Here is a 23,219-nt window from a genome sequence, read left to right as displayed (position 1 = left end):
GGGCTGAACGACGGCGCGGCGGCGGTGCTGGTGATGTCGGCGCAGAAGGCGGCGGCGCTCGGCCTGACGCCGCTCGCACGGATCAAGGCGTACGCGAACGCGGGCGTCGATCCGAGCGTGATGGGCATGGGCCCGGTGCCGGCATCGCGCCGGTGCCTGGAGCGCGCGGGCTGGACGCCGGGCGACCTGGACCTGATGGAGATCAACGAAGCGTTTGCTGCGCAGGCGCTGGCGGTGCACAAGCAGATGGGCTGGGACACGTCGAAGGTGAACGTGAACGGCGGCGCGATCGCGATCGGTCACCCGATCGGCGCGTCGGGCTGCCGGATCCTGGTGACGCTGCTGCACGAGATGGTCAAGCGCGATGCGAAGCGCGGGCTGGCGTCGCTGTGCATCGGCGGCGGGATGGGGGTCGCGCTCGCGGTCGAGCGTCCGTAACCGGTCATTCGTCACCGGCGTATCGAATCCGGGCGCCGGCCGATTGCGGCTTCGGCCGGCGCTACGTGAAGTCAGAGGGGGCCTCGGCAGCTCTCGAAACCAAAAAATGGAGTGAGATTCATGTCTCAGCGAATTGCGTACGTAACGGGCGGGATGGGCGGCATCGGCACCAGCATCTGCCAGCGTCTGTCGAAAGACGGCTTCAAGGTCGTCGCGGGTTGCGGCCCGAACTCGCCGCGCCGCGTGAAATGGATCGAGGACCAGAAGGCGCTCGGGTACGATTTCATCGCGTCGGAAGGCAACGTCGGCGACTGGGACTCGACCAAGGAAGCATTCGACAAGGTCAAGGCCGAAGTCGGCGAGATCGACGTGCTGGTCAATAACGCGGGCATTACGCGCGACGTCGTGTTCCGCAAGATGACGCATGAAGACTGGACGGCCGTGATCGACACCAACCTGACGAGCCTGTTCAACGTGACGAAGCAGGTGATCGACGGGATGGTCGAGCGTGGCTGGGGCCGCATCATCAACATTTCGTCGGTGAACGGCCAGAAGGGTCAATTCGGCCAGACCAACTACTCGACCGCGAAGGCCGGCATCCACGGCTTCACGATGTCGCTCGCACAGGAAGTCGCGACGAAGGGCGTGACGGTCAACACCGTGTCGCCGGGCTACATCGGCACCGACATGGTGAAGGCGATCCGCCCCGACGTGCTCGAGAAGATCGTCGCGACGATCCCGGTGCGACGTCTCGGCGGGCCGGAGGAAATCGGTTCGATCGTCGCGTGGCTCGCGTCGAACGATTCCGGCTTCGCGACGGGCGCCGACTTCTCGCTGAACGGCGGCCTGCACATGGGCTGACGCCCAGGCTGCGCGGGCCGGGTGGCCGCGCAGCCGGGTGTGTTCCGAAGGCCCCCGCCTCCCGGATTCGGGCGGCGGGGATTCGTCACTTGCGCTACGCTGCACTGAAAGGCGTTACATGACTACTACAAAGAAGACGGCCGAACGGCTCATCAAGAAGTACCCGAACCGCCGGCTCTACGATACCGAGACAAGCACGTACATTACGCTCACCGACGTGAAGCAGCTCGTGCTGGAGCAGGAGGATTTCAAGGTCGTCGATGCGAAGTCCAACGAAGACCTGACGCGCAGCATTCTCCTGCAGATCATCCTCGAAGAGGAAAGCGGCGGCGTGCCGATGTTCTCGTCGTCGATGCTGTCGCAGATCATCCGTTTCTACGGCCATGCGATGCAGGGCATGATGGGCACGTACCTGGAAAAGAACATCCAGGCGTTCATCGACATCCAGAACAAGCTCGCGGATCAGTCGAAGAACATGTACGACACGAATGCGATGAATCCGGAAGTCTGGTCGCAGTTCATGAACATGCAGGCGCCGATGATGCAAGGGATGATGACGAGCTACATCGAGCAGTCGAAGAACATGTTCGTGCAGATGCAGGAGCAGATGCAGAATCAGGCGAAGTCGATGTTCAGCACGTTCCCGTTCAAGCAGCCGGGTGCGTCGGAGCCGGAGAAGAAGTAGTTTTGCGATTGTGGGCACGGCGGTGCGAGCTGTCGGGCGGCGCCGGTGTCGCGAAGCAGGGCGGGCAAGGTGGCCGATCGTATGCTTGCGCATGACGATGCGTTGCCGCTGCCCGCTGGAAGATGTCGCCGACGGTCGTTCTTGATCGTCGGCACCGATGCGCGCGCCGGGTAGGGGCGCGCATGACCGTTGTCCAGTCGATCGAGATCCAGTCACCAGCGAATGAAAGCCGGGGCACGCCGCGCCTGAGCGTGTGCGTTCGTACCGGCCGGGTGTGTGCCTGTCGCACTTGAAGCGGCACGGCACGGTGACGCGCGGTACCGGTTCCTGTCACGACGGGATAGGCGATGCCGCGTCGATCGGCGCGGCCGAGAAAAACAAACCGACTGAGAGAGCGCATGCGACGGATTCGAATGGCATCGGCCGGCAGGCTGGCCGGTCTTGCTTCGATGTTCATGTTGGGCGTTGGCCTGGCGTTGCCGGCCTCGGCGATGGATTGCGCGAAGGCCGCGCAACCGGTCGAGAGGCGCATCTGCGCGAGTTCCGCGCTGCGGGCAGCCGATGCGCGGATGAATTCGGCCTATGCGGGCGCGCTGAAGGCTGCGCCGGACGCCGCCATCCGCGACATGCTCGTGCGCAGCCAGCGCCGCTGGATCGACGCGCGCAACAACCGTCTCGACGCCGACTACGATGGCCGGCCGCTGGCTGTCGACGAAGTGCGCAAGGCCATCGACCGGCGCACGGCGTTGCTGGCCGATCAGTCGGGTAAAGGGCTGATCGCGCGGGCGCTGGCCGAGCGGCAATGGCTCGCAAAATACAGCGGCGGCCCGTTGACCGGTTTCGATGGCAACTGCGATTTCATTCCCGACGATGCGAGTGGCAAGCACGTTTCGTACGCGTGTTTCGGCGCGGTCCACGTGCAGCACCGTGCGCGGATCTGCAGCCAGAGCGAGGACTGGGCGACCGGTGCGGTCTATCAATACCGCTCGGTGAGCGCGGCCGTCGGCGGGAAGGTGCGTCCGGTGGCGTTCTGCGAAGCGCAAGCGCATGCGCAATCGTGCGATGGCGGCGGCGCGCAGTCCGGATGGGTGCGGGCGGGCGCGTCCGGCGTGGATGGCCGCGCACCTGCGCCGGCCGCGGGCATGCCGCAACTGGATGCGGAAATGTGGCCGATCGGCGACGGGGACGATGCGATTTGGTTCGAACGGTGCCTGACTGCGTCGGTGTTTCCGGATGTGCGGTGACGTGCAGCGTTGCGTGTTCGAGCAAGGCCCGCCACGGCGGGCTTTTTTGTTGTTCGTCGAGAGGCTTCACGCACAGCCGATGTCACGCACGCGTGCGCGGGATCGTTCCGCACGATCGGTTGCATGCAGGCAACCGCACAGCGAGGGAGAAGGGCGGCCGGTATAGTCGAAGCCCCGCAACCTTCGAATTTCAGTCATGGGGAATCGCGCGCTTCGCGTCGTCATCGTCGGTGGAGGCATCGTTGGAGCGTCCACCGCGTGGCATCTTGCGCGATCGGGCGCACAGGTCACGCTGCTGGAAAAACAGGCTGCGCCAGCAGGCGGTGCGACCGGCTGGTCGTTCGGCTGGGTGGGGACCGGCAGCGCACTTCCGTCCGAAAACCCGTCCCGCTTCGCCCGGACGCTCGCGGCGCTCCCGGAGTTTGCACGGCTGGAGCACGAACTGGGTCCGTTGCCGGTCACAACGCGCGGCGCGCTCGTGTGGCTCGACACCGACGCGCAGACAGCCGCGCTGATCGACGAGCAGCGTGCGGCCGGCGTGCGCATGGAAGCGCTGGGGCGTCGACAGGTTGCCGCGATGGAGCCGCGTCTCGTGCAGCTTCCCGAACTGGTTGCGTGGGCGCCGGACGACTTCGTGGTCGAGCCGGGCGAGTTGACGCGTCGATTGCTGGCAGGTGCACAAGCTGCCGGCGCGCAGGTCATCTGCGATTGCGGGGTCGACGCGGTTGAAATGCGCAACGGACGTGCCGCCGGCGTACGTACCGCACGCGGGCACGTGGCGGCCGATGTCGTCGTGTTGGCGAATGCGGCGTCGGCGGTTTCGCTTGCAGCAGGTCTGGGCATATCGCTGCCCGTTCACGAGGAGCCGGCCGTGTTGATGCACTTTGCGACCGTGCCGGGTCTCGTCAGCCGCTTGCTCTACGGACAGGACCTCGAAGTGCGTGTCGGGCCGTCGGGTGGCCTGCTGTCGGCCGCTGATCCTCCGGACGAAGGCGACAGCGGGCTTGATGCGCTGGCTGCCCGTACGGCATTGGCGATTTCGTCGCTGTTTGCCGATCCGCCTGCGCTCACGCCGGTGTCTGTCAAGTCGGCACCTCGGCCGATGACGAACGACGGATCTCCGATCAATGGTTTTCTGACCGGTGTCGCAGGTGTGTACGCCGTTGTCGCTCATCCCGGTGTGATCCTGGCGCCACGGCTCGGCCGACAGGCCGCGAGCGCGATCGTTGAAACGTAAATCGCCCGAGGAACGGGGTAGCGATCGACCGGCCACGGGTGACGCCGTCGGTGCGCGGAGAGATCGATGTGCGTCCAGACGCAGCATGCAACGCCGGGGCCGGCGCTGCACATGGGCATCGGTTCAGACGGGCGCGATGCGTTTCGCCGTCGTTCAGTGCGCCGGACCGTAATCCTGATCGTCGTCCGACGGCGGGAGGTCGAGCACGAGCTTGACGGCGCTGTAGTTTGCCTTGAGCGAAAACACGCGGCCGATCACGAGAAACGTCTGTCGCGAATTCTCGAGTTCGACGAAATCGCCCGGTTGCGGCACGTGCGCGCCTTGATCGTAGGAAAAGCTGGTGCTGGTTTCTTCTCCGATGGCCTCTGAGGCGTGTTCGGTGAATTCGATCGTGATGTGGGTGGTCATGCGGGCCCCGTCGTGGGTGGAGTGAAGAGACTGGAGGCTTCGATTTTCGCACAGTGGCTGGCAGCATTCGGGCGGGTCTTGCGCGATACGACCAGCAGTTGGCGGATCGACTGTTCCCTGCTTTGAAGTGACACCAGCGCCGCATAGTGTTCCGGCGGCTGCCGCTACAACAGGGCGAACCGCGTGCGGGGCAACGGCGTGCATTGTCTGATGTGTTTCGGCAACATCTGTCAAGCAGTTGGTTATCCGAACGAATAGACCATGATCCAGATCGGGCCATTCGTGGCCCGGGCGGGCAAAAAAATGGCCCGGTAAATCTCTTCATGAACCGCGGCTGGCGTCCGGTGAGCATCGTCCATCACGGCAAGCAATACAGCAGCCAGGGGAGGAGAGCGCCGACGCGCAGCAGGGCACGCACTGAAGCCATGCTGATGCCCGACGACGCGGAATGGCGCGCCGAGCCGCTGCGGCGCCCGCGCATCGACGGCCCGCAGCCGGCGACGGTGGTGGGCCCCGAAGGCGAAGAGATCTACATCGGCGAATTCAGCCGGGTGAAGGTGCAGTTCCCGTGGGGTCGCGAGGGCAAGCACGACGAGCACAGCTCGTGCTGGATCCAGGTTGCGCAGAACTGGGCAGGTGCGACGTGGGGGCATATGGCGATCCCGCGCATCGGGCAGGAAGTTATCGTCGTCAACCTGGATGGCGATCCGGAGGTGGGGCAAGCAGTTCGGCATCGCTTTCGTAGTCGAGGTAGGCCTCGCAGATCGGCGCGCCTTCGCGGGCGCCGATTTGTTGAAGGGCGCTTTGCCTGAAAAATTGTCTCCAATGTTGCTGGATCTTGACCAGCCCGGCCTCGCTGTTGTCGGTGCGCAAGGCGATGCCGCTAATCGTTAACGGGGCTAGGTCGACGAGTTCATCGTTTACGTGTGCTTTCTCTAGCGTCAAGGGCAGGCCGCTGTGCGGCCCGCATGCGATCAGTCGCCGTTCTGACGTGCGATTTTACCCAGTCCGCTCGCCGACGCATCCGCACGCCGCTCGTCCTGCAGCAGCGTGCGCGGCAGCGCGAAGCCCTTGAACAGCGGCTGGGTGAAGGGGTTGTTGGCCTTCTCGGTGCTGATGCGGTAGCGCACGCCGCCGTCCGCCGCGGCGAAGCTGAGGTCGACACTGGTGGTGGTGGCGCCGTTGAGGCGGGCCTGGCTGAGCAGACGGTAGAGCGACCACGGGCCGCGGTAGATCAGCCCGCTGCTGCTGCCGCCGGCGTGGACCAGAGTCATGCGGCTTTCGTTGCTGGGCGCCAGGGTGTTTGGCCAGATGACGGCCGTGCTGGTGGTGGGGCCGTGGTTGTAGGAGATCAGCTGTCCCTCGACGCTGAGTGAACTGCTGCGCTTGTTGGCGGCCAGGCCCAGGGGTTCGACGAAGAACTGCACGCCGAGTTGCCCGCGGCTGTTGAAGAAGGCATCGCGGATTCTATTGGCGGCGTCGAGCTGGGTGAGCACGTCGGCGCGCACCAGATAGCCGCCCAGGCGCTCGGAGTACAGGGCCTCCAGGTTGTCCTCGATGAACAGGTTCAGGTACTTGTCGCGGAACTGTTGCAGGCGCCCCTGCGGTGCGAAGAAGGCAGTGAAGTCGTCGAGCGAGACTTCTTCTCGGCTGGTCGGGTTGAACGGGTAGCGGTTAGCAAGGCGCTCGTGATAGAAGCGGTACACGTCGGCATCCCAGCGTTTTTCCAGCTCGCGCAGGGCTTCCACAAGGACGATGCGCGACGACTCGTCGGCCAGCTTGCCGACCTGATGTCTCAACGGCTCGGGCAGGCCGCCGGCGATGCGCTGCAGGTTGGCGACGGGATCGGGACCTTTCTGGCCGAATCGTTCGAGCACGAAGTTGAGCGCGGCCTTGCCGCGGTCCGGGCTGTCATGCACGGTGCGCACTTTATCCTGCACGGCGCCGATGGCCTGCATGGTTTCGTCGAGATACGGAGGGCGGTCGCCCTTGGCTTCGAGCAACTGGCTGATCGGCGAGAAGGCACGGGCGATGGTGATGACCGGCAGCGGCGGGGCTTCGGGCTCCGTGAGCGTGTCCACCTTGTCGGTGAGCGTGGCGGCCTTGGGTTGTGATGCTTCGGTGATGGTGCTGGCGCCGGCCGCGGGCGGGTTGCCAAGTTCGCTGTTGTCGCGCACGGTTTCGATCAAGCGCCGCAGCGGCGCGGCCGGGCTGGTGACGCTGCCCAGGATGGTGACGGCCTGGCCGATGTCCTGGAAGTCGCGCACGGCGATCTGATTGAGGTTGCGTTGCCAGGTGTCGACGTAATCGCGGCTGTAGAGCGCGCGGATGCGATCGGCAAGTGCTTGCTTGTCGGCTTCGGAGTAGTCGACGTTGCGTCGCTCGCCGAGGGCCCACTGGTCGATCATGGCCAGCTCGGTAATATCCTGGCTGTGCGGGGCGAAGTAGCTGCGGTAGCCCTTGGCGGTGAGCAGGGCGTCGATGCGGCCATTGGTGAGCGGTGTCTCTTGTTTGCCGCCCGCGCTGGCTTCGGGTTCGTACACGATGTCGTAGGCCGGGCCGATTTCGTTGCGCAGGTCGAGCGGCGCGCGCAGCGCTGCGCTGGCCTGGCGGCGCATAGTCATGTAGACGCGCTGCGGCAGCGGGATGGTGCGCAGTTCGCGCTGCACGGCTGCGACAGGCTCCTGGTATTGCGGCAGGCGCGTGTCGGCGTATTTCATGGCGTAGTCCAGGTGGCGCATCAGTGCACGCTGTACGCCATCCTCGCCCGGGAAGGCCGTTTGCCAGTGCGCGGCCATCCAGTTTTCGACCACGGGTGGCCGGCGATTGGGCCGGTCTTCGATCATGCGGTAGACGCGCAGCGCAGCCAGTTGCGTGTCGCTGTCCGTCCCGGCGCCGTCCAGCTTTTTCATCGCGCCGCTGGCCAGCGCCGGCAGGAAGCGCTGTGACAGCAGGGTCAGGTAGGCCTGATCGACCTTGGGGCCGATGGTACGACCCTGGTACAGGCCAAGGTCGGCCACGACCGGCCAAGCATCGCGATAGTTGCCGTAGACGGCGACCACGCTGCCAATCTGGTCCAGCGGTTGCAGCAGATTGCGGCCGGTAGGGTCGAGCGTGCCGTCGATGGCGTGGGTGCTGAACGCGCGGCTGCGCTCGAGCACGCTAAGGGCCTTGTCGCGATTCAGTGCGTAGTAGTGGTACCACGCGCCGATCACGAGCGCGCTGCCCAGCGACGCTACGCCAAAGCGCAGGGCCAGCGCGCGTTTCTTCTCGGCGATGACCTTGGGGTTGTCGCCGGCCAGACCGGACTCTGGGTAGATGACGCGCTGGAACAGGTGCTGAGCGAAGTAAACCAGGGAGCGCCCGCTGGGCTGCATGTAGTTGACCGGCCCACGCAATGAATAGGTCTGCGAAGCGGTGGTGAGGAAGGCGTTGTTAAGCACACCCTGCTGATAGACCGAAGAGAAGAACACGCCGCGCGGCAGTGCCGGCGTGACATAGCGATCGCTGCCAAGCACGTCGGCAAGGAAGCCCAGCAGCAGGGGCCGCAGGCCGCTCAGTTGTCGGGTGAGCGAGTACAGTGCCTCGCGCTGCGCTACGTCGGGCACGTCGGCCAGGCTGTCGAACACCTGCTCGTTCAGGCGGTCGAGGAAGGCATCGTAGTTCGTACCGAGCTCGCTTAGCCAGGCGTCGTAGCGCTGGATTGCATCCAGTGTGAAGCTAAAGCCGCAGAGATCTTCGCGCACGGACTTGGGCAGCCGCGCGAACAGCGTTTCGAAGCCTTCCAGCAGGTCGAACTTGCTGAGCACCACGTACAGCGGCGGCCGTGTACCGAGCTGCCGGCTCAGTTCGGCCAGGCGCGCACGCAGCACCGCGGCGAGCGCCTGGCGGTCGCTTGGGGCTTGGTGCGCCAGGGTTTCTAGGCTGACCATCAGCACCACGCCGTTGAGCGGCCGGCGGCTGCGGTTGCGGCCGAGCCAGCCAACGAAGCTGTCCCACAGCCGCGCGTGGATGTCTTCGGGCAGCGCGCCGTGGCGGGCCAGCCGCGCGGGCAGCACGGGCGAGCTTTCGTCCTCCGCGTCGCCGGGAGTGGGGGACGGTTCGATCCGCGGCTGGCTGATCAGTTCACCCGGCGGGTCAATGAGAATGGCTTGGTCGCCCATCCACCAGTCGATGGCGTAGAGCTTGTCCGGATCGTCTTGCAGGCGTCGGCTGCCGGCCTTCATTTCGCGGGTGAGGGAGAAGCTTTGTCCGGAGCGGTTGACGAAGCTGGTTTTGCCGGAGTTTTCCTGGCCCAGCACCAGGTACCAGGGCAACTGGTATCGCGCCTGCAGGCCCTTGAGGTTGGCCTGCAGAATCTCGAGGCTGTGATCGAGGTCGCGCTCCTGCGCTTCGACGTAACGCAGACATGGATCGGTCTGTTGCTCTTCCACATGGTGCTGTTCGGCCTCCAGGCGCATGGCGCGCTTGCGCAGGCGCAGCGCCCATATCAGCAGCGGCACTATCAGCATGACGACCGTCGCCAGCACCCGCGCGGGCAGGCTGGCCAGGGGGCGATGCTCGCCCCAGCTCCACTTGGGTCCCAACCACCAGATGGTGGCCAGCGCGAGCGCCAGTAGCAGCAGTTGCAGCAGGGGGGCGCCATGCCGCCCCCAGCGCAAGATGAGTTGGCCGTAACGTTGCAGTTTGGACCAGATGTTCCACATGACGATGCTCCCTGTTTAATCCTTGTGCCCCGAGGCATCCGGCTGTTGTCGTTCGAGAAGGCTGAAGAGGTCGGGCTCCCACTCGGGCGCCGACGCGTGCTGCATGGCCCGATATGCGCGGACGAACAAACCATCCGCCAGCCAGGTGAGGCCGCGTGGCCGCAGCAGCTCGGCAGCGATGGCCATGACGTGGCAGCGGTGCCGCAAGTCGGCGGCTTCCTGCTGGATCGCTTCGAGCCGACGCAGCACGGACTCGACACCTTGCGCTTCCAGCAGGCCGTGCAGTTCGTCGCGGACTCCGGCGTAGTCACGACCGGTGGCGGCCATGGTGCCGGCCGCGTGCGCGCCACTGATCCAGGCGTGGGTTTCTCCGTCCACGAACGGACGTCCATCGATGAATTCCAGTTTTCCCAGCGCGGGCAGTCGGGTGACGAAGCGTTCGGTCGACTGACGGATGGCCTCGGCTACCAGCGGCATCTCCAGGCGCTGGGCGATGCCGGCGGCCAGGTAGCTGCCGCGCAGCCAATACGGCGAGGTCGTCACGCTGCGTTCGACGCGTTGCAACAGCACCGGGTCGACAGCGTTGGCGCTGAGTGCTTCCGCATACCCTTCGGCGACGTCGGCGGGCACGGCCATCAGTTCGGTCTGGTGGTGTTTGCGTGCCGACGGCGCATTGGTCAGGTGGGTCCACAGGGCAAATCGCCGCAGCAAGTAACCAGTGGGGTCGTATGGGTCTTGCTGGTTGATGATCTCCGCCGTGGCCAGCAGCACCTTGCGGCCCTCACGCTCGTTGGCGGGCGTGGGCAGAACCGGCGTGAAGAAGGCGTCCGATAGCACCTCGCCGCGCGTGGGCGCGTCGAGCTTGGTGTCGGCCAGCTCTGGCGCGCGCAATACTTCGGCTTTTTGTCGCAGCAACGCCTCCAGTCTGGAGAGGGTGGGCACGTCGAGCCGGGCGCTTTCAGCGCAGCGCTGCAGGCTATCGAGTGCGGCTTGGCCGGCCTTGTAGAACTCTTCGCCGTATCCGGTGCTTTCCAACGCGGCCAAGCTGTCGGCCAACCGTTCCAGCAGTTGCCCCGCCAACCTTCGTTTGGCCAGGTAGCCGGTGGCTCCCGGTTTCGGATAGCTGGTTTCCCAGTAGCGTTCGACCATGCCGGCCAGCACGCCGGTGGCTTCGGCCCAGCCGCGCCAACTGCGCGTGCGCGCGCGAGCGGTCAGCAGATGCCCGGCAACGCGCAAGTGCTTGCACTGGCTGCGCAGGTAGTGCTGCGCGGCTTCGTCGACATAGGGCCAATCGATGGTCGCCTCCTGCAGGCTGCCGAGCTTGACCATTTCGTGGTCGATGCCTTGGTAAACGTCGTCTTCGTCATCAAAAACGCCAGCGGGCCGGCGCGGGTCGAGCGGCGCCAGCAAGGTATCGAGGTCCAGCGGGGCGGGCAGTTTCACCAGTGACATGCCTCGCGCTGCTGGACCAGTTGCTCATGGAGCCGAGAGACGTCGAAGACGAGTCCGTTGAAGGGGCCCTGGTCGCTCTCGATCTGCAGGCGCTGTGCTGGCCGGGCCAGGTGGCGCAGCTGCTCGATCGCCACCAGGCCGCGTCCCGCATCGGTGACCGTACCGTCATCGAGGACCTGCCACGGCTGGCTGGTCGACACGGGGCGGCCGTCCACCAGCAGCCGTAGATTGGCGCGGTTGAAGGGCAATGCGTCGACGGTCAGCAGTTGCAGGCGCGAGATGTTTTGCAGGCAACTGATCGCGAGTATCGGGGCGGGTGTCGAGCCTCCCAGCGCCGGAGCCGAGATAACCACCTTGTCCTGGCCGGGGATCTTTTCCGGCGTGCGCATCAGCAGCAAGCCGGTGTCGTCGGCGTGGCGCTTGGCCTCGTTGGATTGGACCAGGTCGGTGATGTCCGGGCGCTTCGCGCTGGCCGGCGTGGTGGTTGGCGCGGCCGCGGATGCCTTGGCCTGGAGTGCGGCCGGTGGCGATGTGGGCGGTGGTGGGGTACCTGCCTTGGCGTCGAAGCAGGCCAGCCGTTTCTGCGGCGATGCGATGGTGGTGCAGTCGCTGTTCGCGGCGACGGCGGAGTGTTCTCCGTCGCAACCGGCCAGTGCTGCCGCTGACAGCAACGCCAGGCTGATCGATTTCATGATGAGCGTTCCTCTCCATTCAAATTCCATTCCAGGCATTTGCGTGCCAGCGTGCGCTTGGGGATGCCGAGGCTGAGCGCCGCCTCGCGCCGCGACCCCTCGACCCGGCGCAGCCGTTCGCCGACCACGAGGCGCTCGAAGTCCTGCAAGGCTTCCGGCAAGTTGTCTGTGTGCAGGAGCTGTTGGAGTGCTGATACCGTCGTCGACGGCGGCGCGCCCGCCGTTAGCGGTAGGTCTTCTTCCAGGTCGGCCAGCAGGTCGCCGCGGATGTGCTTGCCAGGCGCCGTGCGCTCGGCTGCGGCCAGCACGAGGCTGCGCAGCTCGCGCACGTTGCCCGGAAAGGAGTGGGCTTGCAGGCGTGCCAGCGCGCTCGCGGAAATGCCGGCGATGTTGCCCTGGCATTCACGGTTGTGTTGCAGCAGCACGTGCGCGACAAGTGCCGGAATGTCTTCAGGGCGTTCGCGCAGGGGCGGGATGCGCAGCACACGCTGGCGAATGCGGAAATACAGATCCTCGCGGAACGCACCGTTGCGCACGAGTTCGGGCAGGGGACGGTGGGTGGCGCAGATCAGGCGGAAGTCGGACGCCTGCTCGCGCGTTGCGCCTATCGGTCGGTAGGTTTTCTCGTTCAGCAGACGCAGCAGCGTACCTTGCAGTTCCAGCGGCATATCGCCGATTTCGTCGAGAAACAAGGTTCCGCCATCGGCCTCGGCCACCAGCCCCGTCCGTGCCTGAGTAGCACCGGTGTAGGCGCCGCGTACTGCGCCAAACAACTCGGCTTCGATTAGATCTTTCGGAATCGCCGCACAGTTCACCGGTACAAACTTGCCCCGGCGGGACGAGGCCTGGTGAATCAGCCAAGCTGCATGATCCTTGCCTGAGCCGGTTTCTCCGGTGATCAGCAAGGACAGCGACGAGTCGGCCAGCCGCAGCATGTCTTCGCGCAGTTGGCGGGCCGTCGACCCGACACCGACAAAGTCCGCGGCTAGCAAGCGAGCGGCGCGTGTCCGGTCCTGGTCGATCTCGTTTCGTCGTTGTTCTTCGATGCGGTGGATGTCGGACGACGCCAGCAGGCGCGCCATCAGCACGTGATGCAGCCTGACCAGCTCCTGCCAGATCGGATTTGCCTGCCAGGTGCGCAGAACCGCCTCGGCGCCAAGCAACGCGAAGATGCCCACCACTTCATGCTGCGGGCCATGGATCGGCAGCACCAGCAGGGCGGCGCGTGCGGTGAGATGGTCGCGCAAGGCGTCGAAGCCGGCGCCGACTTCGACCAAGGCGTCCAGTTGCACGACATGGCAAGGCTTGGCGCTGGTCAGGCAATACACCAGCGGATTGTCCAGCTCTTCCAACGATATCGAGGTGAGGCCCGCGGCGTCGGCCACATGGGCATGGGCGATCGGCAGCAGCCTGTCGCCCGGGCGTTCGCGCCAGTAGCAGAGCGCCTGTTCGATACCGGTGCCATCGCAGGCGGCGCGCAGCCAGGCCGCTGCCAGTGAGGCGATGGTGCTCGCTTGCGCGAGTTCGCGCGCCAGCAGGACGACGCTTACGGTTTCCATGCGTGCGCCACTCAGTGCAAGTGCAGCATGGCCACAAAGGCGCCGTCCTGCCAGCGCAGGTCCGCGCGCTGGAAAGGCGCCCCCTTGGCCTGCTGCCGCAGGACAGCGAGCGACAGCGGCGGCAGCAGTTCGTCGTCGATGCTCGCATCGAGCATGCGTGCGCCATTGGCGTGCCGTATGCAGCGCGAGCGCAGCTCGTCGCGTGCGCTGTCGGCCACTTCCAGCGAGGCGTTGTAGCGCTGGGCGAATTGCTGCTGCAAGCGCTGCAAGCGGCTGTCCACCTCAATCCCCGCGACGCGCAACACGATACGCACGTCGCACTGAGGCTGGTCGAGCAGCTTGAACAGCAGGTGGGGCACCGTGACTTCGGCGCCACGCTGCCCGATGCAGAGGCTTCCCGCTTCTTCCAAGGCATGCCGACACAACACATTAAGACGCTCGAAGAGCGCCGGGAGATCTACCGCAATCATGTAATCGAGCTCCCCTTTTCAGGAAAGGTTTTCTTGGAAGACGCGTCTCCGTATTGCTAATAATGCAAACGAATGTATTAGCCGAGGGATTTGAATAAGGTTGGTGAGGGCGCCTTCAATTCACCTGAAATAAGTACGCGGCCAAGCTAGCGAGGAAACCATGGCAATAACTCATTCGTCCATGGGATTAGTCTGAAAATTTATGAGGGATATTTGCATGGATTCGGTACTCGAACGAATACGGGATATTTTTGAATAAAAATAAGACCTGTCTCATTTCAATTATCGCCATCAACGTCTAGCCTCGTCGTTTGTGGCGGAAAGCGATTTTGCGGTATGCCATAGAGGGTGACAGGTCGACAGGGCTTGGCTCGGCCGGCACGCTTCCGCACTGCATATGCCTTGGTGCGCTATGCGCCAGGGTTTATCGAATCTCGCGCTGCAAAGACTTCAATTCGAATGGGAGTGGCTTATGGCAAAGCAAGGATCGGTCGCACCGAAGGAACGCATCAACATTCGCTACGTTCCCGCAACGGGCGGCGAGCAGGAGGAGGTCGAACTGCCGTTGAAACTGTTGGTGACGGGCGACTTCAAGGGGCGCGAGGGCGACGTCGCACTCGAAGACCGTACCGCTGTCAGCATCAACAAGGACAACTTCAACAACGTGATGTCCGAGTTCGGCCTGGACCTGACGATGGATGCGCCGGCCGTACTGGAAGAGGGTGGCGAGAACGACACGTTGCCCGTCCACCTGAAGTTCAGCGCCATCGAGGATTTCAGTCCCGATGTCATCGCACGCCAGGTGCCGGAGATGCGCAAGTTGCTCGAGTTGCGCGAGGCGCTCGTGGCGCTCAAGGGGCCGATGGGAAATATCCCGGCCTTCCGCAAGCAGTTGCAGGTTCTGCTTGGTGACGAAGCCTCCCGCGGCAAGCTGGCCAAGGAACTGGAGCAGTTGCTGGAACCCGGCGAGGCCTGATGCTGCGCTGTTCCTCTTCCCGTTTGCAAAGGATATAACAATGACACAAGCACAAACCGCTGCAGTCCCAAAGCAGGACGCGCTGGCACAGGAGGGCCTGCTGGCTCAGATCATGGCGCAGACTCGCCTGCAGCCCGCCCAGGAGGGTTATGCCGTTGCCGAGCGCGGCGTGGCTGCCTTCATTGCCGAGATGCTCAAGACCGATGCGCGCGAACAGCCGGTGAACAAGCAGTTGGTCGACCAAATGATTGCCCAGATCGACGCGAAGCTCGGCAGGCAGATCGACGTCATCCTCCATCAGCCTGCCCTGCAGGAGCTGGAATCGGCCTGGCGTGGACTTCATCGACTGGTGGTCGGCACCGACTTCCGCGAGAACATTCTCATCGACGTGCTTCACGCCACCAAGGATGAACTGCTGGAAGACTTCGAGAGCGCCGCGGACATCACTCGCAGTGGCTTCTACAAGCTCATCTACACGGCAGGTTACGGCCAGTTCGGCGGCAAGCCCGTCGCCTGCATCGTCGGCAATTACACATTCGGCCCCTCCGCACCCGACATCAAGCTGCTCAACTACGTCGCCTCGGTCGGCGCCATGGCACACGCACCGTTCCTCGCGGCCGCCGGCCCCGAGATGCTTAATCTGGATTCCTTCCAGGACATCCCCAACCTCAAAGAGGTCAAGGACATCTTCGAAGGCCCGCGTCACGCCAAATGGCGTGGCCTGCGCGAGTCGGAAGACGCGCGTTACCTTGGTCTGACCATGCCGCGTTTCCTGCTGCGCCAACCGTACGATCCGCTGGAGAATCCGGTTCGCAGCTTTGCCTATCGCGAAACCATCGACGGCCAGCACCACAACTACCTGTGGGGTAACACGGTCTTTCTGCTGGGCAACCGCATCACGGACAGCTTCGCGAAGTACCGCTGGTGCCCGAACATCATCGGTCCGCAATCGGGTGGCACCGTGGATGATCTGCCCGTGCACCTGTACGAGTCGCTTGGCCAGCTTCAGGCGAAGATTCCGACCGAAGTGCTGATTTCGGACCGGAAGGAGTTCGAGTTGTCGGCGGAAGGCTTCATTCCGCTCGCGATGCGCAAGGACAGCGACAACGCCGCCTTCTTCTCGGCCAATTCGGTGCAGAAGCCCAAAGTTTTTCCGAATACGCCCGAAGGCCAGGCCGCACAGACCAACTACATGCTCGGCACACAACTGCCGTACATGTTCATCGTCAACCGTCTGGCGCACTACATCAAGGTGCTGCAGCGCGAACAAATCGGCAGCTGGAAAGAGCGCCAGGACCTGGAGCGCGAACTCAACAACTGGCTGCGTCAGTACATTGCGGACCAGGAAAGCCCCTCCGCCGACGTGCGCAGCCGCCGTCCGTTGCGTGCCGCCAAGGTCGTCGTGACGGACGCGACGGGCAGCCCCGGCTGGTACCAGATTTCCCTGTCGTTGCGCCCGCACTTCAAGTATATGGGCGCGAGCTTCGACCTGTCGCTGGTCGGCCGGCTCGACAAGGAATGACGGACAGGATGACGCATGCCGCGTTCCCCCGGCCAGGGCAGCCTGTTTGAACGGCTTGATCCAGACCTGCCGCCGCGCCGCATGCGCACGCGGCAGGCGCTGGCGTCGGAGCGCATCGGTGCCATCAAGGATCACCTCGAGCGCATTCTCAATAGCCGCCAGGGCAGCTCGCAAAGCTGCCCTGGCTTCGGCTTGCGGGATCTGAACGACGCCGCGGCCAGCCAGATGGACCTGCGCCACCAGGTATGCCAGGACGTCCGTGCCGCGGTCATGGCCTACGAACCTCGAGTCCAGGTGCTGAACGTTCATCCCGTCACCGCATACGGCCAGGCGGGTCCGCTGCATTTTCGTTTGCACTGCCTGGTGCCAGTTAACGACAGCACGGAGGACGTGCAGATCGATCTGCTCGTCCAGCACCGGGAGCGCTGGATCGACGTGATCTAGTACCCAGCCAGGAGGGCTGATGCCACTGAAGCGAAAGTTTCGCGAAGAGCTCGACTATATGCGCCGCCTCGGCCAGGTGTTCGCGCGCAACAATCCGCAGCTCGCGCGATACCTGGGAGAGGAGGCCACCGATCCCGATGTGGAACGGCTGATGGAAGGTTTTGCCTTCCTCACGGCCAAGCTGCGCCTGAAGATCGATGATGACTTTCCGGAGCTGACCCACCCGTTGCTGCAACTGCTGTGGCCGAACTACCTGCGTCCGTTGCCCAGCGCCACGATCGTGCAGTTCCTGCCGATGGACCGCGCCATCACGGGACGCCATGTGATTCCCAAGGGGACACGCATGCGCGCTCGCGAGGTAGACGGGATTTCCTGCGAGTTTCGCACCTGTGCAGACATGGCCATCTATCCCTTGCGGATCGATCAGGTCAGCGATGCTCACTCGCTGGAGAAATCGACTGTGCGCGTGGATCTGGCCACGCTCAGCCAAAGCCCGCCCAGTACCTACGATTGCGACCAGCTCGATTTCTACCTGAGCGGCAACGACTACACCGCGATGACGCTTTATCTGTGGCTGGCCGAGTACCTCCGCGAAATCCGCATGGAGGTTGCGGGGCAGGTGCGTTTTATCCCCGCCAGCCAGGTGCTGTTCCACGGCTTCGCCCCCGATCAGGCGCTGCTTCCATACCCGAAGAATGCACTGGACGGCTACCGTATTTTGCAGGAGTACTTCCTGTTGCCACGCCGGTTCTTCTTCTTCGGTATACGCGGGCTACGTTCGCTTTGGCCCACTGAGCAGATCGGGAAGATCCGCCTGGATTTCGTTTTCACTCGGCCCATGCCCGAGGACGTGCGCATTCGCACGGGCGACCTGGCGCTGTACTGCACGCCTGCCGTGAACCTGTTCGAACACGAGGCCGAGCCCGTTCGGCTGACCGGCAAAGCAGTGGACTATCGCCTGCAACCCGCTGGGCAGCGGACCGACGCCTACGAAATCTTCAGTATCGACAGCGTCGATGGCTGGAAAGGCGAAGGCAGTGGCAAGTCCGGCGAATGGTTGCGCACCTACCATCCCTTCGAGTCGCTGCGCCACCAGATCGACTACGAGCGCGGCCACACCACGCTGTACTACCGCACCCGCATCGAACCGTCGCTCATCGCCGCCGGTGTCGAGCACCGTGTCTCGTTCGTGCGTGGCGACGAGCACGACTACATCGGTCGCGACGAGACGGTCTCGGTGTCGCTGACCTGCACCAACCGCGAGTTGCCACTAGCTTTGGGTGTGGGGGACGTGTGCATCCCCACACCCGACGTTCCCACCTTCGTCGGCAGTCGCAACCTGACGGCGCCCACCCCGTCGTATCGGCCCGTTCTGGACGGCAACCTGCAGTGGCGGCTCATCTCCAATCTATCGCCGACCTACCTGTCGCTGCTGGCCGCCGAGCCGTTGAAGGCCGTCATCAGCGCGTACGACTTCGCTGCTCACCACGACATCCAGCGGCGCCGCGCCACGCAGAAGCGCCTGGATGCGCTGCTGGAAGTCGTGACCACGCCGGTCGACCGCATGTTCCAGGCGCTGCCGATCCGCGGCATCCGCAGCGTGATCAAGCTCGATCAGGCGGGTTTTTCCTGCGAAGGCGACCTCTACCTGTTCGGCACGGTGCTGAGCCATTTCCTCGCGCTGTACAGCAGCATTTCTTCCTTCCACGTAATGGAGGCGATCAATATCACCAATCAGGAGCACTACGCATGGCCCATGCGCAGCGGAACCCAAGCCCTGATTTGACCGAAAAGCTGCTGGCGGACGCGAGAAACCACGACTTCTTCTTGCTCCTGGAGCGGCTGCATGCGCTGCATGGCGACGACCTGGAATCGCCCGACAGCGACGATCCCGAACGTCAGCGCATCAAGCTGAGCAACTATGCCGGCATGGGCTTCCCGGCCTCGGACGTGTCGCTGGCTCGGCGCGTGGCGCAGGGCGAGCCTCACCAGTACGAAGTGCAGGCCACGTTCCTCGGCTTGCATGGTCCTGACTCGCCACTGCCGTCTTACTACGTGGAGCGGCTGGCATACGAGGCCGGCCAGGGCATCGGCATCCGTCCGGCGTTCTTCGACGTATTCCATCACCGCCTGCTGACGCTGCTGCACCAGGCATGGCGCAAGTACCGGCACTACATCCGCTTCCGTCCCGGCGCCAGTGACCCGCTCTCGCAGCGCCTGTTCGCGCTGATCGGTCTGGAGAACACCGCCACCCGGGGTGACACGCCCATTGCCTGGAGCCGTTTGCTCAGTTTTGCCGGTGCCGTAGTGCATCGCAGCCGCTCGCCCGCGATGGTCGCCGGACTGGTCGCGCACTGCTTCGACCTCAAGGACGTCGACATCCGCGATTTCGAGCTGCGCCACGCCGACATCGACCCCGGCGATCGCGTCCAGCTCGGTTGCCTCAATGGCCAACTCGGCGAGAGCTTCCGCGTGGGCGACAGCGTGCGCACGCGCCATGCCAAATTCACCATCGTCATCGCCAACCTCAGCCAGCAGCGGTTCCGCGAATTTCTTCCGCACGGCGAGAACTTCGAGCGTTTGCGTTTATTGGTTGCCTTCCTGTTGCGTGACCAAACCCCGTGCGACCTCGAACTGGCGCTGCGCGAAAACGAAAATCCTTCCTTCAACCTCTCGGGCGAGGTCGGCACCGAACTGGGCTGGACCAGTTTTCTGGAACAGCCTGCATTGCGCCGACCGCCTCGTGTTCAACTGACGGTACGCGCATGAATACGGTATCCACCGAGCCCCGCCTGGCCTTGGTCGTCGCCAACCCGAAAGCCTTGCAGCAAGGCACGGCGCCGCACTACAGCTTCGACCCCGCCGGTGGCACCATCGGCTCGCAGGGTGCCAGTTGGCTGCTGCACGACCGTGCCGGCCGGGTGCAGCCTCAACACTGCGAAATCCGCTTCGAAGATGGCGGCTATCTCGTCATCGATCGCAGCGGCTACACCCAGCTGAACGAGCAGACCCGTCCCCTGGGCCTGCACGCCAGCGCGCGCTTGCGTGACGCGGATAACCTGCACGTGGGGCCGTATCGCATAGCGGTGCACCTGGACGAGGAGCAGCACGCGTTGCCGGACCCGTCCCGCGTGCTGGCCCAGCACGACGTCGAGGAGTTGATGCAGTTGCACGACGACTACCTGGACGGCTTGCCCGACGCGGCGCCCGAAGGGCAGCCTCCCGTTGCGCCGAATCCCGACTGGGTCGCTTTCCGGGCCTTGAGCGAGCCGCCACAGCCGCAGGGCCAGCTCGACCCGCTGCACGCGCTGGACCTTGCGGCACAGCGCAGTGCGGGTACAGCCGAGCGCGCCTCGCTCGATCCGCTCGACCCCCATCACTACGGACTCTCGCCGCTGGCGGCCCAAGCCGACCTTGCCGCCACGGCTCAGGAAGCCGTTTACGGCTGGCCCATCCATGCGTCAGGAGAAACCATCATGTCGGAGTCCGACAGCCACAACCCGGCCGCCCGCGAGTGGCTGCATACCCAGCAAGCGAACGGCCATGATCCGGCCGGCCTGGTCAATCCGCTGATCGAAGGGCTCGGCGCACCGGTGGGGGCGCTGGATGCGCAAACAGCCTACGCGCTTCTCCATGAGGCAGGCCGTAGCCTCAGTGCGGCCATCAGCGGCCTGAGCGCTTTGCACGGCGGCGCGCACGGACAGCGCCAGCGCACCTTGCAACCCATCGAAGACAACCCCCTGCGTCTGGGGCAAAGCTACCCGGACACCGTACGCGCCATGTTCGCCGCCGACCGCAGCGTCGTTCATTTGTCGCCGGCGGCAGCCATCGAGGAATCGCTGGCGCAGCTTCTGCTCCAGCAGCGGGCCACCCAGCAGGCCATCACCGCCGGTCTCAGCGCGCTGCTGCAAGCCTTCTCACCGGAGCAGTTGCAACGGCGCTTCACTCGTTACCGACCGCCGCAGGGAGGCCAGGCGAATAGCGACGGCTGGGCTTGGCAAATGTACGGGTACTACTACGAGGAGCTGATCTCCGGGCGCCAGCAAGGCTTCGACAAATTGTTTTGGGAGGTCTTCGATCAGGCCTACGATCAGGCCTTGCGTGCTGAGGCGCCATGAAGCGAAGCCTCGCGCTCCTGCTCGCCGGCACACTGCTCGCCGGCTGCAACACCGTGGGCAATGTGTTCAAGAAGACGGGCAGGGTCTTGATGGACCCGTCCATCCCGGTGGGCGCACCTGACGATCAGCCCACCCAGATCGCTCTCAGCCTGTACGCCAGCGCCGACGTCAATCCCAACCCTGTCAGCGCGTCGGTCGCCGACAGCGCCGCCGCGATCGATGAACCGACCGAGGAGAAGCTGGTCGGGGAGGGCCCGTATTCCGTCAGCTTCAACGGCGCCACCAAGGGCGAGCTCATCAGCGGCTTGCGCGCCTTGCTGGACCATTTGCAGGGCGAGGAGGGTGTGGCGCCACTGCCGACGCATGGCACTGGGCGGCCGCTTCCGAATTCCCTCACCGTCACGCCCACCAGCAAGCCACCCTTGCCGCCGGACGGGCGGTTTCGCCGCAGCCTGCCGCTCGCGGACACGCCCGGCGTCGAGCCAAACCTGGGCCAGTACCGCAAGGGCGACAGCTTGGCCGCAGCGAGCGCACTGGCGTTGGCACCAAAGTCATCAGCGCCAGCGTTCAGCACTGCCGCCACACCTATCGCCTTCCAGGTGCTCCAGCTCAAGGACGACAGCATGCTGGAAAACGCCGACCTCGATCTCGTCAGCAAGAACCCCAAGAAGGCGCTGGGCAGTACCTTTATTGCCGCGGACGACTACACCCTCGCACCGGGCCAGTTCAAGTACGTCGATTTCAGTCCCATCGAGGACAAGGCTCGCTATGTGGCTGTCGTAGCCGCCTTCCACGATGTCAATGCGATCCGCCGGTACGAAGTTTTCCGGCTCGAACCGCGCGGGCGCAAATACGCCCTGCTGGTCACCCTGCAAGACACCCGCGTCACCATCACAGACGAAGCCTACCGCGCGCCGGTCCCGTTGCGCGAACCGACCGATCGCGCACGGGACCCGCTGCGCGAACCGACCGACAGCGCGCCGGGCCTGTTGCGCAAGCCGGCCTCTCGTCCGCAGCAGTTGTCCCGCGGACTGTCCCGCGAGGCGGCCACCCAAACGAGCCAGCAACCATGACCACCCGTAATCCCGTCGCTTGGAACGAAGGGCTCTTCGTCAAGCCCCAGCATTTCCAGCAAACCAGTCGCTACCTCGAGCACTACGTCAACGTCCGTCTGGGGCGCAAGTACGGCTACGGTTTCGCCGAGCTGGTGTTGAACCAGGATTTCCTAGCCATCGGCAAGATCGCAATCGTGCGTGCGCGCGGCATCCTGCCCGACGGCACTGCGTTCGACATCCCGCACGACCAGCCGCCGCCGGAGCCGCTGGACATCACCGATGCCAGCGCCGCCAACCAGACCGTCTATCTCACGCTGCCGCTGCGCTCCGACGGCATGGCCGAAATCCGCTGGCCGGACGCCTATGCCAATGCCCGTTACGTCGCGCGCTCCGAAGACGTGCGCGACACCCACAGTCATCAGGGCAACCATGTCGCCGTGACCATGGCCGTACCCAACCTGCAACTCGCGCTGGAGCGGGACGATCGCAGCGCCTTCACCGGTCTGGCCATCGGCCGGATTCTCGACCGCCGCCCCGATGGCAGCCTGCTGATGGATAGCGGCTTCCACGTTACCGGCCTGCACTTGCGAGCCATCAGTCAGCTCGCGCATTTCATGGAAGAAATCGCTGCGCTGGCGCACGAGCGCGCCAAGAGCATCGCCGAGCGCATTGGCTCGCCCGGCCAGGCCGGCGTCGCCGACGTCACCGACTTCAACCTGCTGCAAGCGCTCAACCGCTGGCAGCACCTGTTCCGGCATCTGGCGCGTGACAGCGACGTGCATCCGCTCGACGCCTACCTCGCGTGCGGCCAGGCCTGCGGCGAACTCGTCACTTTCACCGACGAGGCGCGCGTGCCGCCGGAATTTCCGGCCTACCAGCACGACAACCCGCAGGCCACTTTCCACCTGCTGCAGGAAACCCTGCGCCGCGTGCTCAGCACCGTGCTGCAACCGCGCGCCGAGTCGTTGCCGCTGGTCAAGGAGCGCCATGGCGTACTTACCGCCCAGGTCCGCGACCCCAGTCTTATGCAGAGTGCGGAATTCATTCTCGCCGTGCGCGCACGCATGCCGCTGGACCAGTTGCGCCAGCTTTTCCTGCAACAGGCCAAGGTCGCTTCCCAGCAAACGCTGCTCGATCTCATCCGTCTGCAACTGCCCGGCATTCCACTCAGCCCGCTGCCGGTGGCACCGCGCCACCTGCCGTTCCATGCCGGCTTTACCTACTTCCAGCTCGATCGCACGCATCCGAACTGGCAAAAGTTGATGCAAAAGGGCGCCAACGGTTTCGGCTTCCACATCACCGGCGACTTCCCGGAACTGGAGCTCCAGTTCTGGGCCATTCGGAGTCAATGA

General features: G+C 64.6%; 19 protein-coding genes and 1 pseudogene. 14 read left to right on the top strand and 6 right to left on the bottom strand.

Annotated elements, in window-relative coordinates:
- From BLA15945_RS04380 to BLA15945_RS04360, 5 genes and pseudogenes are all read left to right on the top strand, one after another.
- Window positions 1–438: pseudogene (locus tag BLA15945_RS04380) on the top strand (acetyl-CoA C-acetyltransferase); the annotation flags it as partial.
- Between the two features lie 120 nt (window positions 439–558).
- On the top strand, window positions 559–1,299 hold the full coding sequence (locus tag BLA15945_RS04375) for a 3-ketoacyl-ACP reductase (protein ID WP_059234032.1): 741 nt from the start codon (window positions 559–561) through the stop codon (window positions 1,297–1,299).
- Window positions 1,300–1,417: 118 nt separating this feature from the next.
- Window positions 1,418–1,984, top strand: coding sequence for a polyhydroxyalkanoate synthesis repressor PhaR (gene phaR, locus BLA15945_RS04370; protein WP_059234033.1), 567 nt, complete (start codon window positions 1,418–1,420; stop codon window positions 1,982–1,984).
- A 455-nt stretch (window positions 1,985–2,439) separates the two neighbouring features.
- Window positions 2,440–3,228: a lysozyme inhibitor LprI family protein gene (locus tag BLA15945_RS04365; RefSeq protein WP_233464119.1), complete on the top strand. Its 789-nt coding sequence runs from the start codon at window positions 2,440–2,442 to the stop codon at window positions 3,226–3,228.
- Between the two features lie 196 nt (window positions 3,229–3,424).
- Window positions 3,425–4,465: an NAD(P)/FAD-dependent oxidoreductase gene (locus BLA15945_RS04360; RefSeq protein WP_174991579.1), complete on the top strand. Its 1,041-nt coding sequence runs from the start codon at window positions 3,425–3,427 to the stop codon at window positions 4,463–4,465.
- A gap of 153 nt (window positions 4,466–4,618) precedes the next feature.
- Here BLA15945_RS04360 and BLA15945_RS04355 read toward each other — a convergent pair whose 3' ends face one another.
- On the bottom strand, window positions 4,619–4,873 hold the full coding sequence (locus BLA15945_RS04355; protein ID WP_174991578.1) for a hypothetical protein: 255 nt from the start codon (window positions 4,871–4,873) through the stop codon (window positions 4,619–4,621).
- Window positions 4,874–5,196: 323 nt separating this feature from the next.
- Between BLA15945_RS04355 and vgrG the strand changes: the two genes are divergently transcribed.
- Window positions 5,197–5,685 carry a type VI secretion system tip protein VgrG gene (gene vgrG / locus BLA15945_RS04350; protein ID WP_174991577.1) on the top strand — a complete coding sequence of 163 codons (489 nt, stop codon included), beginning with the start codon at window positions 5,197–5,199 and terminating at the stop codon, window positions 5,683–5,685.
- A 162-nt stretch (window positions 5,686–5,847) separates the two neighbouring features.
- Here vgrG and tssM read toward each other — a convergent pair whose 3' ends face one another.
- The 5 genes from tssM to BLA15945_RS04325 are packed head-to-tail and all read right to left on the bottom strand — an operon-like array spanning window position 5,848 to window position 13,752.
- Window positions 5,848–9,579, bottom strand: coding sequence for a type VI secretion system membrane subunit TssM (tssM, locus tag BLA15945_RS04345; RefSeq protein ID WP_174991576.1), 3,732 nt, complete (start codon window positions 9,577–9,579; stop codon window positions 5,848–5,850).
- A gap of 15 nt (window positions 9,580–9,594) precedes the next feature.
- Window positions 9,595–11,031, bottom strand: coding sequence for a type VI secretion system protein TssA (tssA, locus tag BLA15945_RS04340; RefSeq protein WP_174991575.1), 1,437 nt, complete (start codon window positions 11,029–11,031; stop codon window positions 9,595–9,597).
- The gene (vasI, locus tag BLA15945_RS04335; RefSeq protein WP_174991574.1) at window positions 11,019–11,723 is read right to left on the bottom strand and encodes a type VI secretion system-associated protein VasI; all 705 of its coding nucleotides are present in this window, start codon (window positions 11,721–11,723) and stop codon (window positions 11,019–11,021) included. Before vasI ends, tssA begins: the two co-directional genes overlap by 13 nt.
- Window positions 11,720–13,282, bottom strand: coding sequence for a sigma 54-interacting transcriptional regulator (locus BLA15945_RS04330; RefSeq protein ID WP_059234040.1), 1,563 nt, complete (start codon window positions 13,280–13,282; stop codon window positions 11,720–11,722). The genes vasI and BLA15945_RS04330 overlap by 4 nt, the downstream gene beginning before the upstream one ends.
- A gap of 11 nt (window positions 13,283–13,293) precedes the next feature.
- The gene (locus BLA15945_RS04325) at window positions 13,294–13,752 is read right to left on the bottom strand and encodes a hypothetical protein (RefSeq protein ID WP_174991573.1); all 459 of its coding nucleotides are present in this window, start codon (window positions 13,750–13,752) and stop codon (window positions 13,294–13,296) included.
- A 472-nt stretch (window positions 13,753–14,224) separates the two neighbouring features.
- Here BLA15945_RS04325 and tssB point away from each other — a divergent pair, with 472 nt between their 5' ends.
- The 8 genes from tssB to tssK are packed head-to-tail and all read left to right on the top strand — an operon-like array spanning window position 14,225 to window position 23,219.
- Entirely contained in the window at window positions 14,225–14,728 is a 504-nt protein-coding gene (gene tssB / locus BLA15945_RS04320) for a type VI secretion system contractile sheath small subunit (RefSeq protein WP_174991572.1), read from the top strand.
- 40 nt (window positions 14,729–14,768) lie between these two features.
- Window positions 14,769–16,250: a type VI secretion system contractile sheath large subunit gene (tssC, locus tag BLA15945_RS04315; protein WP_174991571.1), complete on the top strand. Its 1,482-nt coding sequence runs from the start codon at window positions 14,769–14,771 to the stop codon at window positions 16,248–16,250.
- A 15-nt stretch (window positions 16,251–16,265) separates the two neighbouring features.
- Window positions 16,266–16,694 carry a type VI secretion system baseplate subunit TssE gene (tssE, locus tag BLA15945_RS04310; RefSeq protein ID WP_174991570.1) on the top strand — a complete coding sequence of 143 codons (429 nt, stop codon included), beginning with the start codon at window positions 16,266–16,268 and terminating at the stop codon, window positions 16,692–16,694.
- A gap of 19 nt (window positions 16,695–16,713) precedes the next feature.
- Window positions 16,714–18,480, top strand: a complete 1,767-nt coding sequence (tssF, locus tag BLA15945_RS04305) for a type VI secretion system baseplate subunit TssF (protein ID WP_174991569.1) — start codon at window positions 16,714–16,716, stop codon at window positions 18,478–18,480.
- Complete coding sequence (gene tssG, locus BLA15945_RS04300) at window positions 18,444–19,463, top strand: type VI secretion system baseplate subunit TssG (protein WP_174991568.1); 1,020 nt, start codon at window positions 18,444–18,446, stop codon at window positions 19,461–19,463. Before tssF ends, tssG begins: the two co-directional genes overlap by 37 nt.
- Window positions 19,460–20,812 (top strand): type VI secretion system-associated FHA domain protein TagH, encoded by a 1,353-nt coding sequence (gene tagH / locus BLA15945_RS04295; RefSeq protein WP_174991567.1) that lies wholly within the window; start codon window positions 19,460–19,462, stop codon window positions 20,810–20,812. Before tssG ends, tagH begins: the two co-directional genes overlap by 4 nt.
- Entirely contained in the window at window positions 20,809–21,885 is a 1,077-nt protein-coding gene (gene tssJ / locus BLA15945_RS04290; RefSeq protein WP_174991566.1) for a type VI secretion system lipoprotein TssJ, read from the top strand. Before tagH ends, tssJ begins: the two co-directional genes overlap by 4 nt.
- Complete coding sequence (gene tssK / locus BLA15945_RS04285) at window positions 21,882–23,219, top strand: type VI secretion system baseplate subunit TssK (protein ID WP_174991565.1); 1,338 nt, start codon at window positions 21,882–21,884, stop codon at window positions 23,217–23,219. Before tssJ ends, tssK begins: the two co-directional genes overlap by 4 nt.

The organism is Burkholderia arboris (assembly GCF_902499125.1).
Taxonomy (GTDB): domain Bacteria; phylum Pseudomonadota; class Gammaproteobacteria; order Burkholderiales; family Burkholderiaceae; genus Burkholderia; species Burkholderia arboris.
Note: the sequence above shows the minus strand (reverse complement) of the source record. Positions and strands in the feature narration are given on the sequence as shown.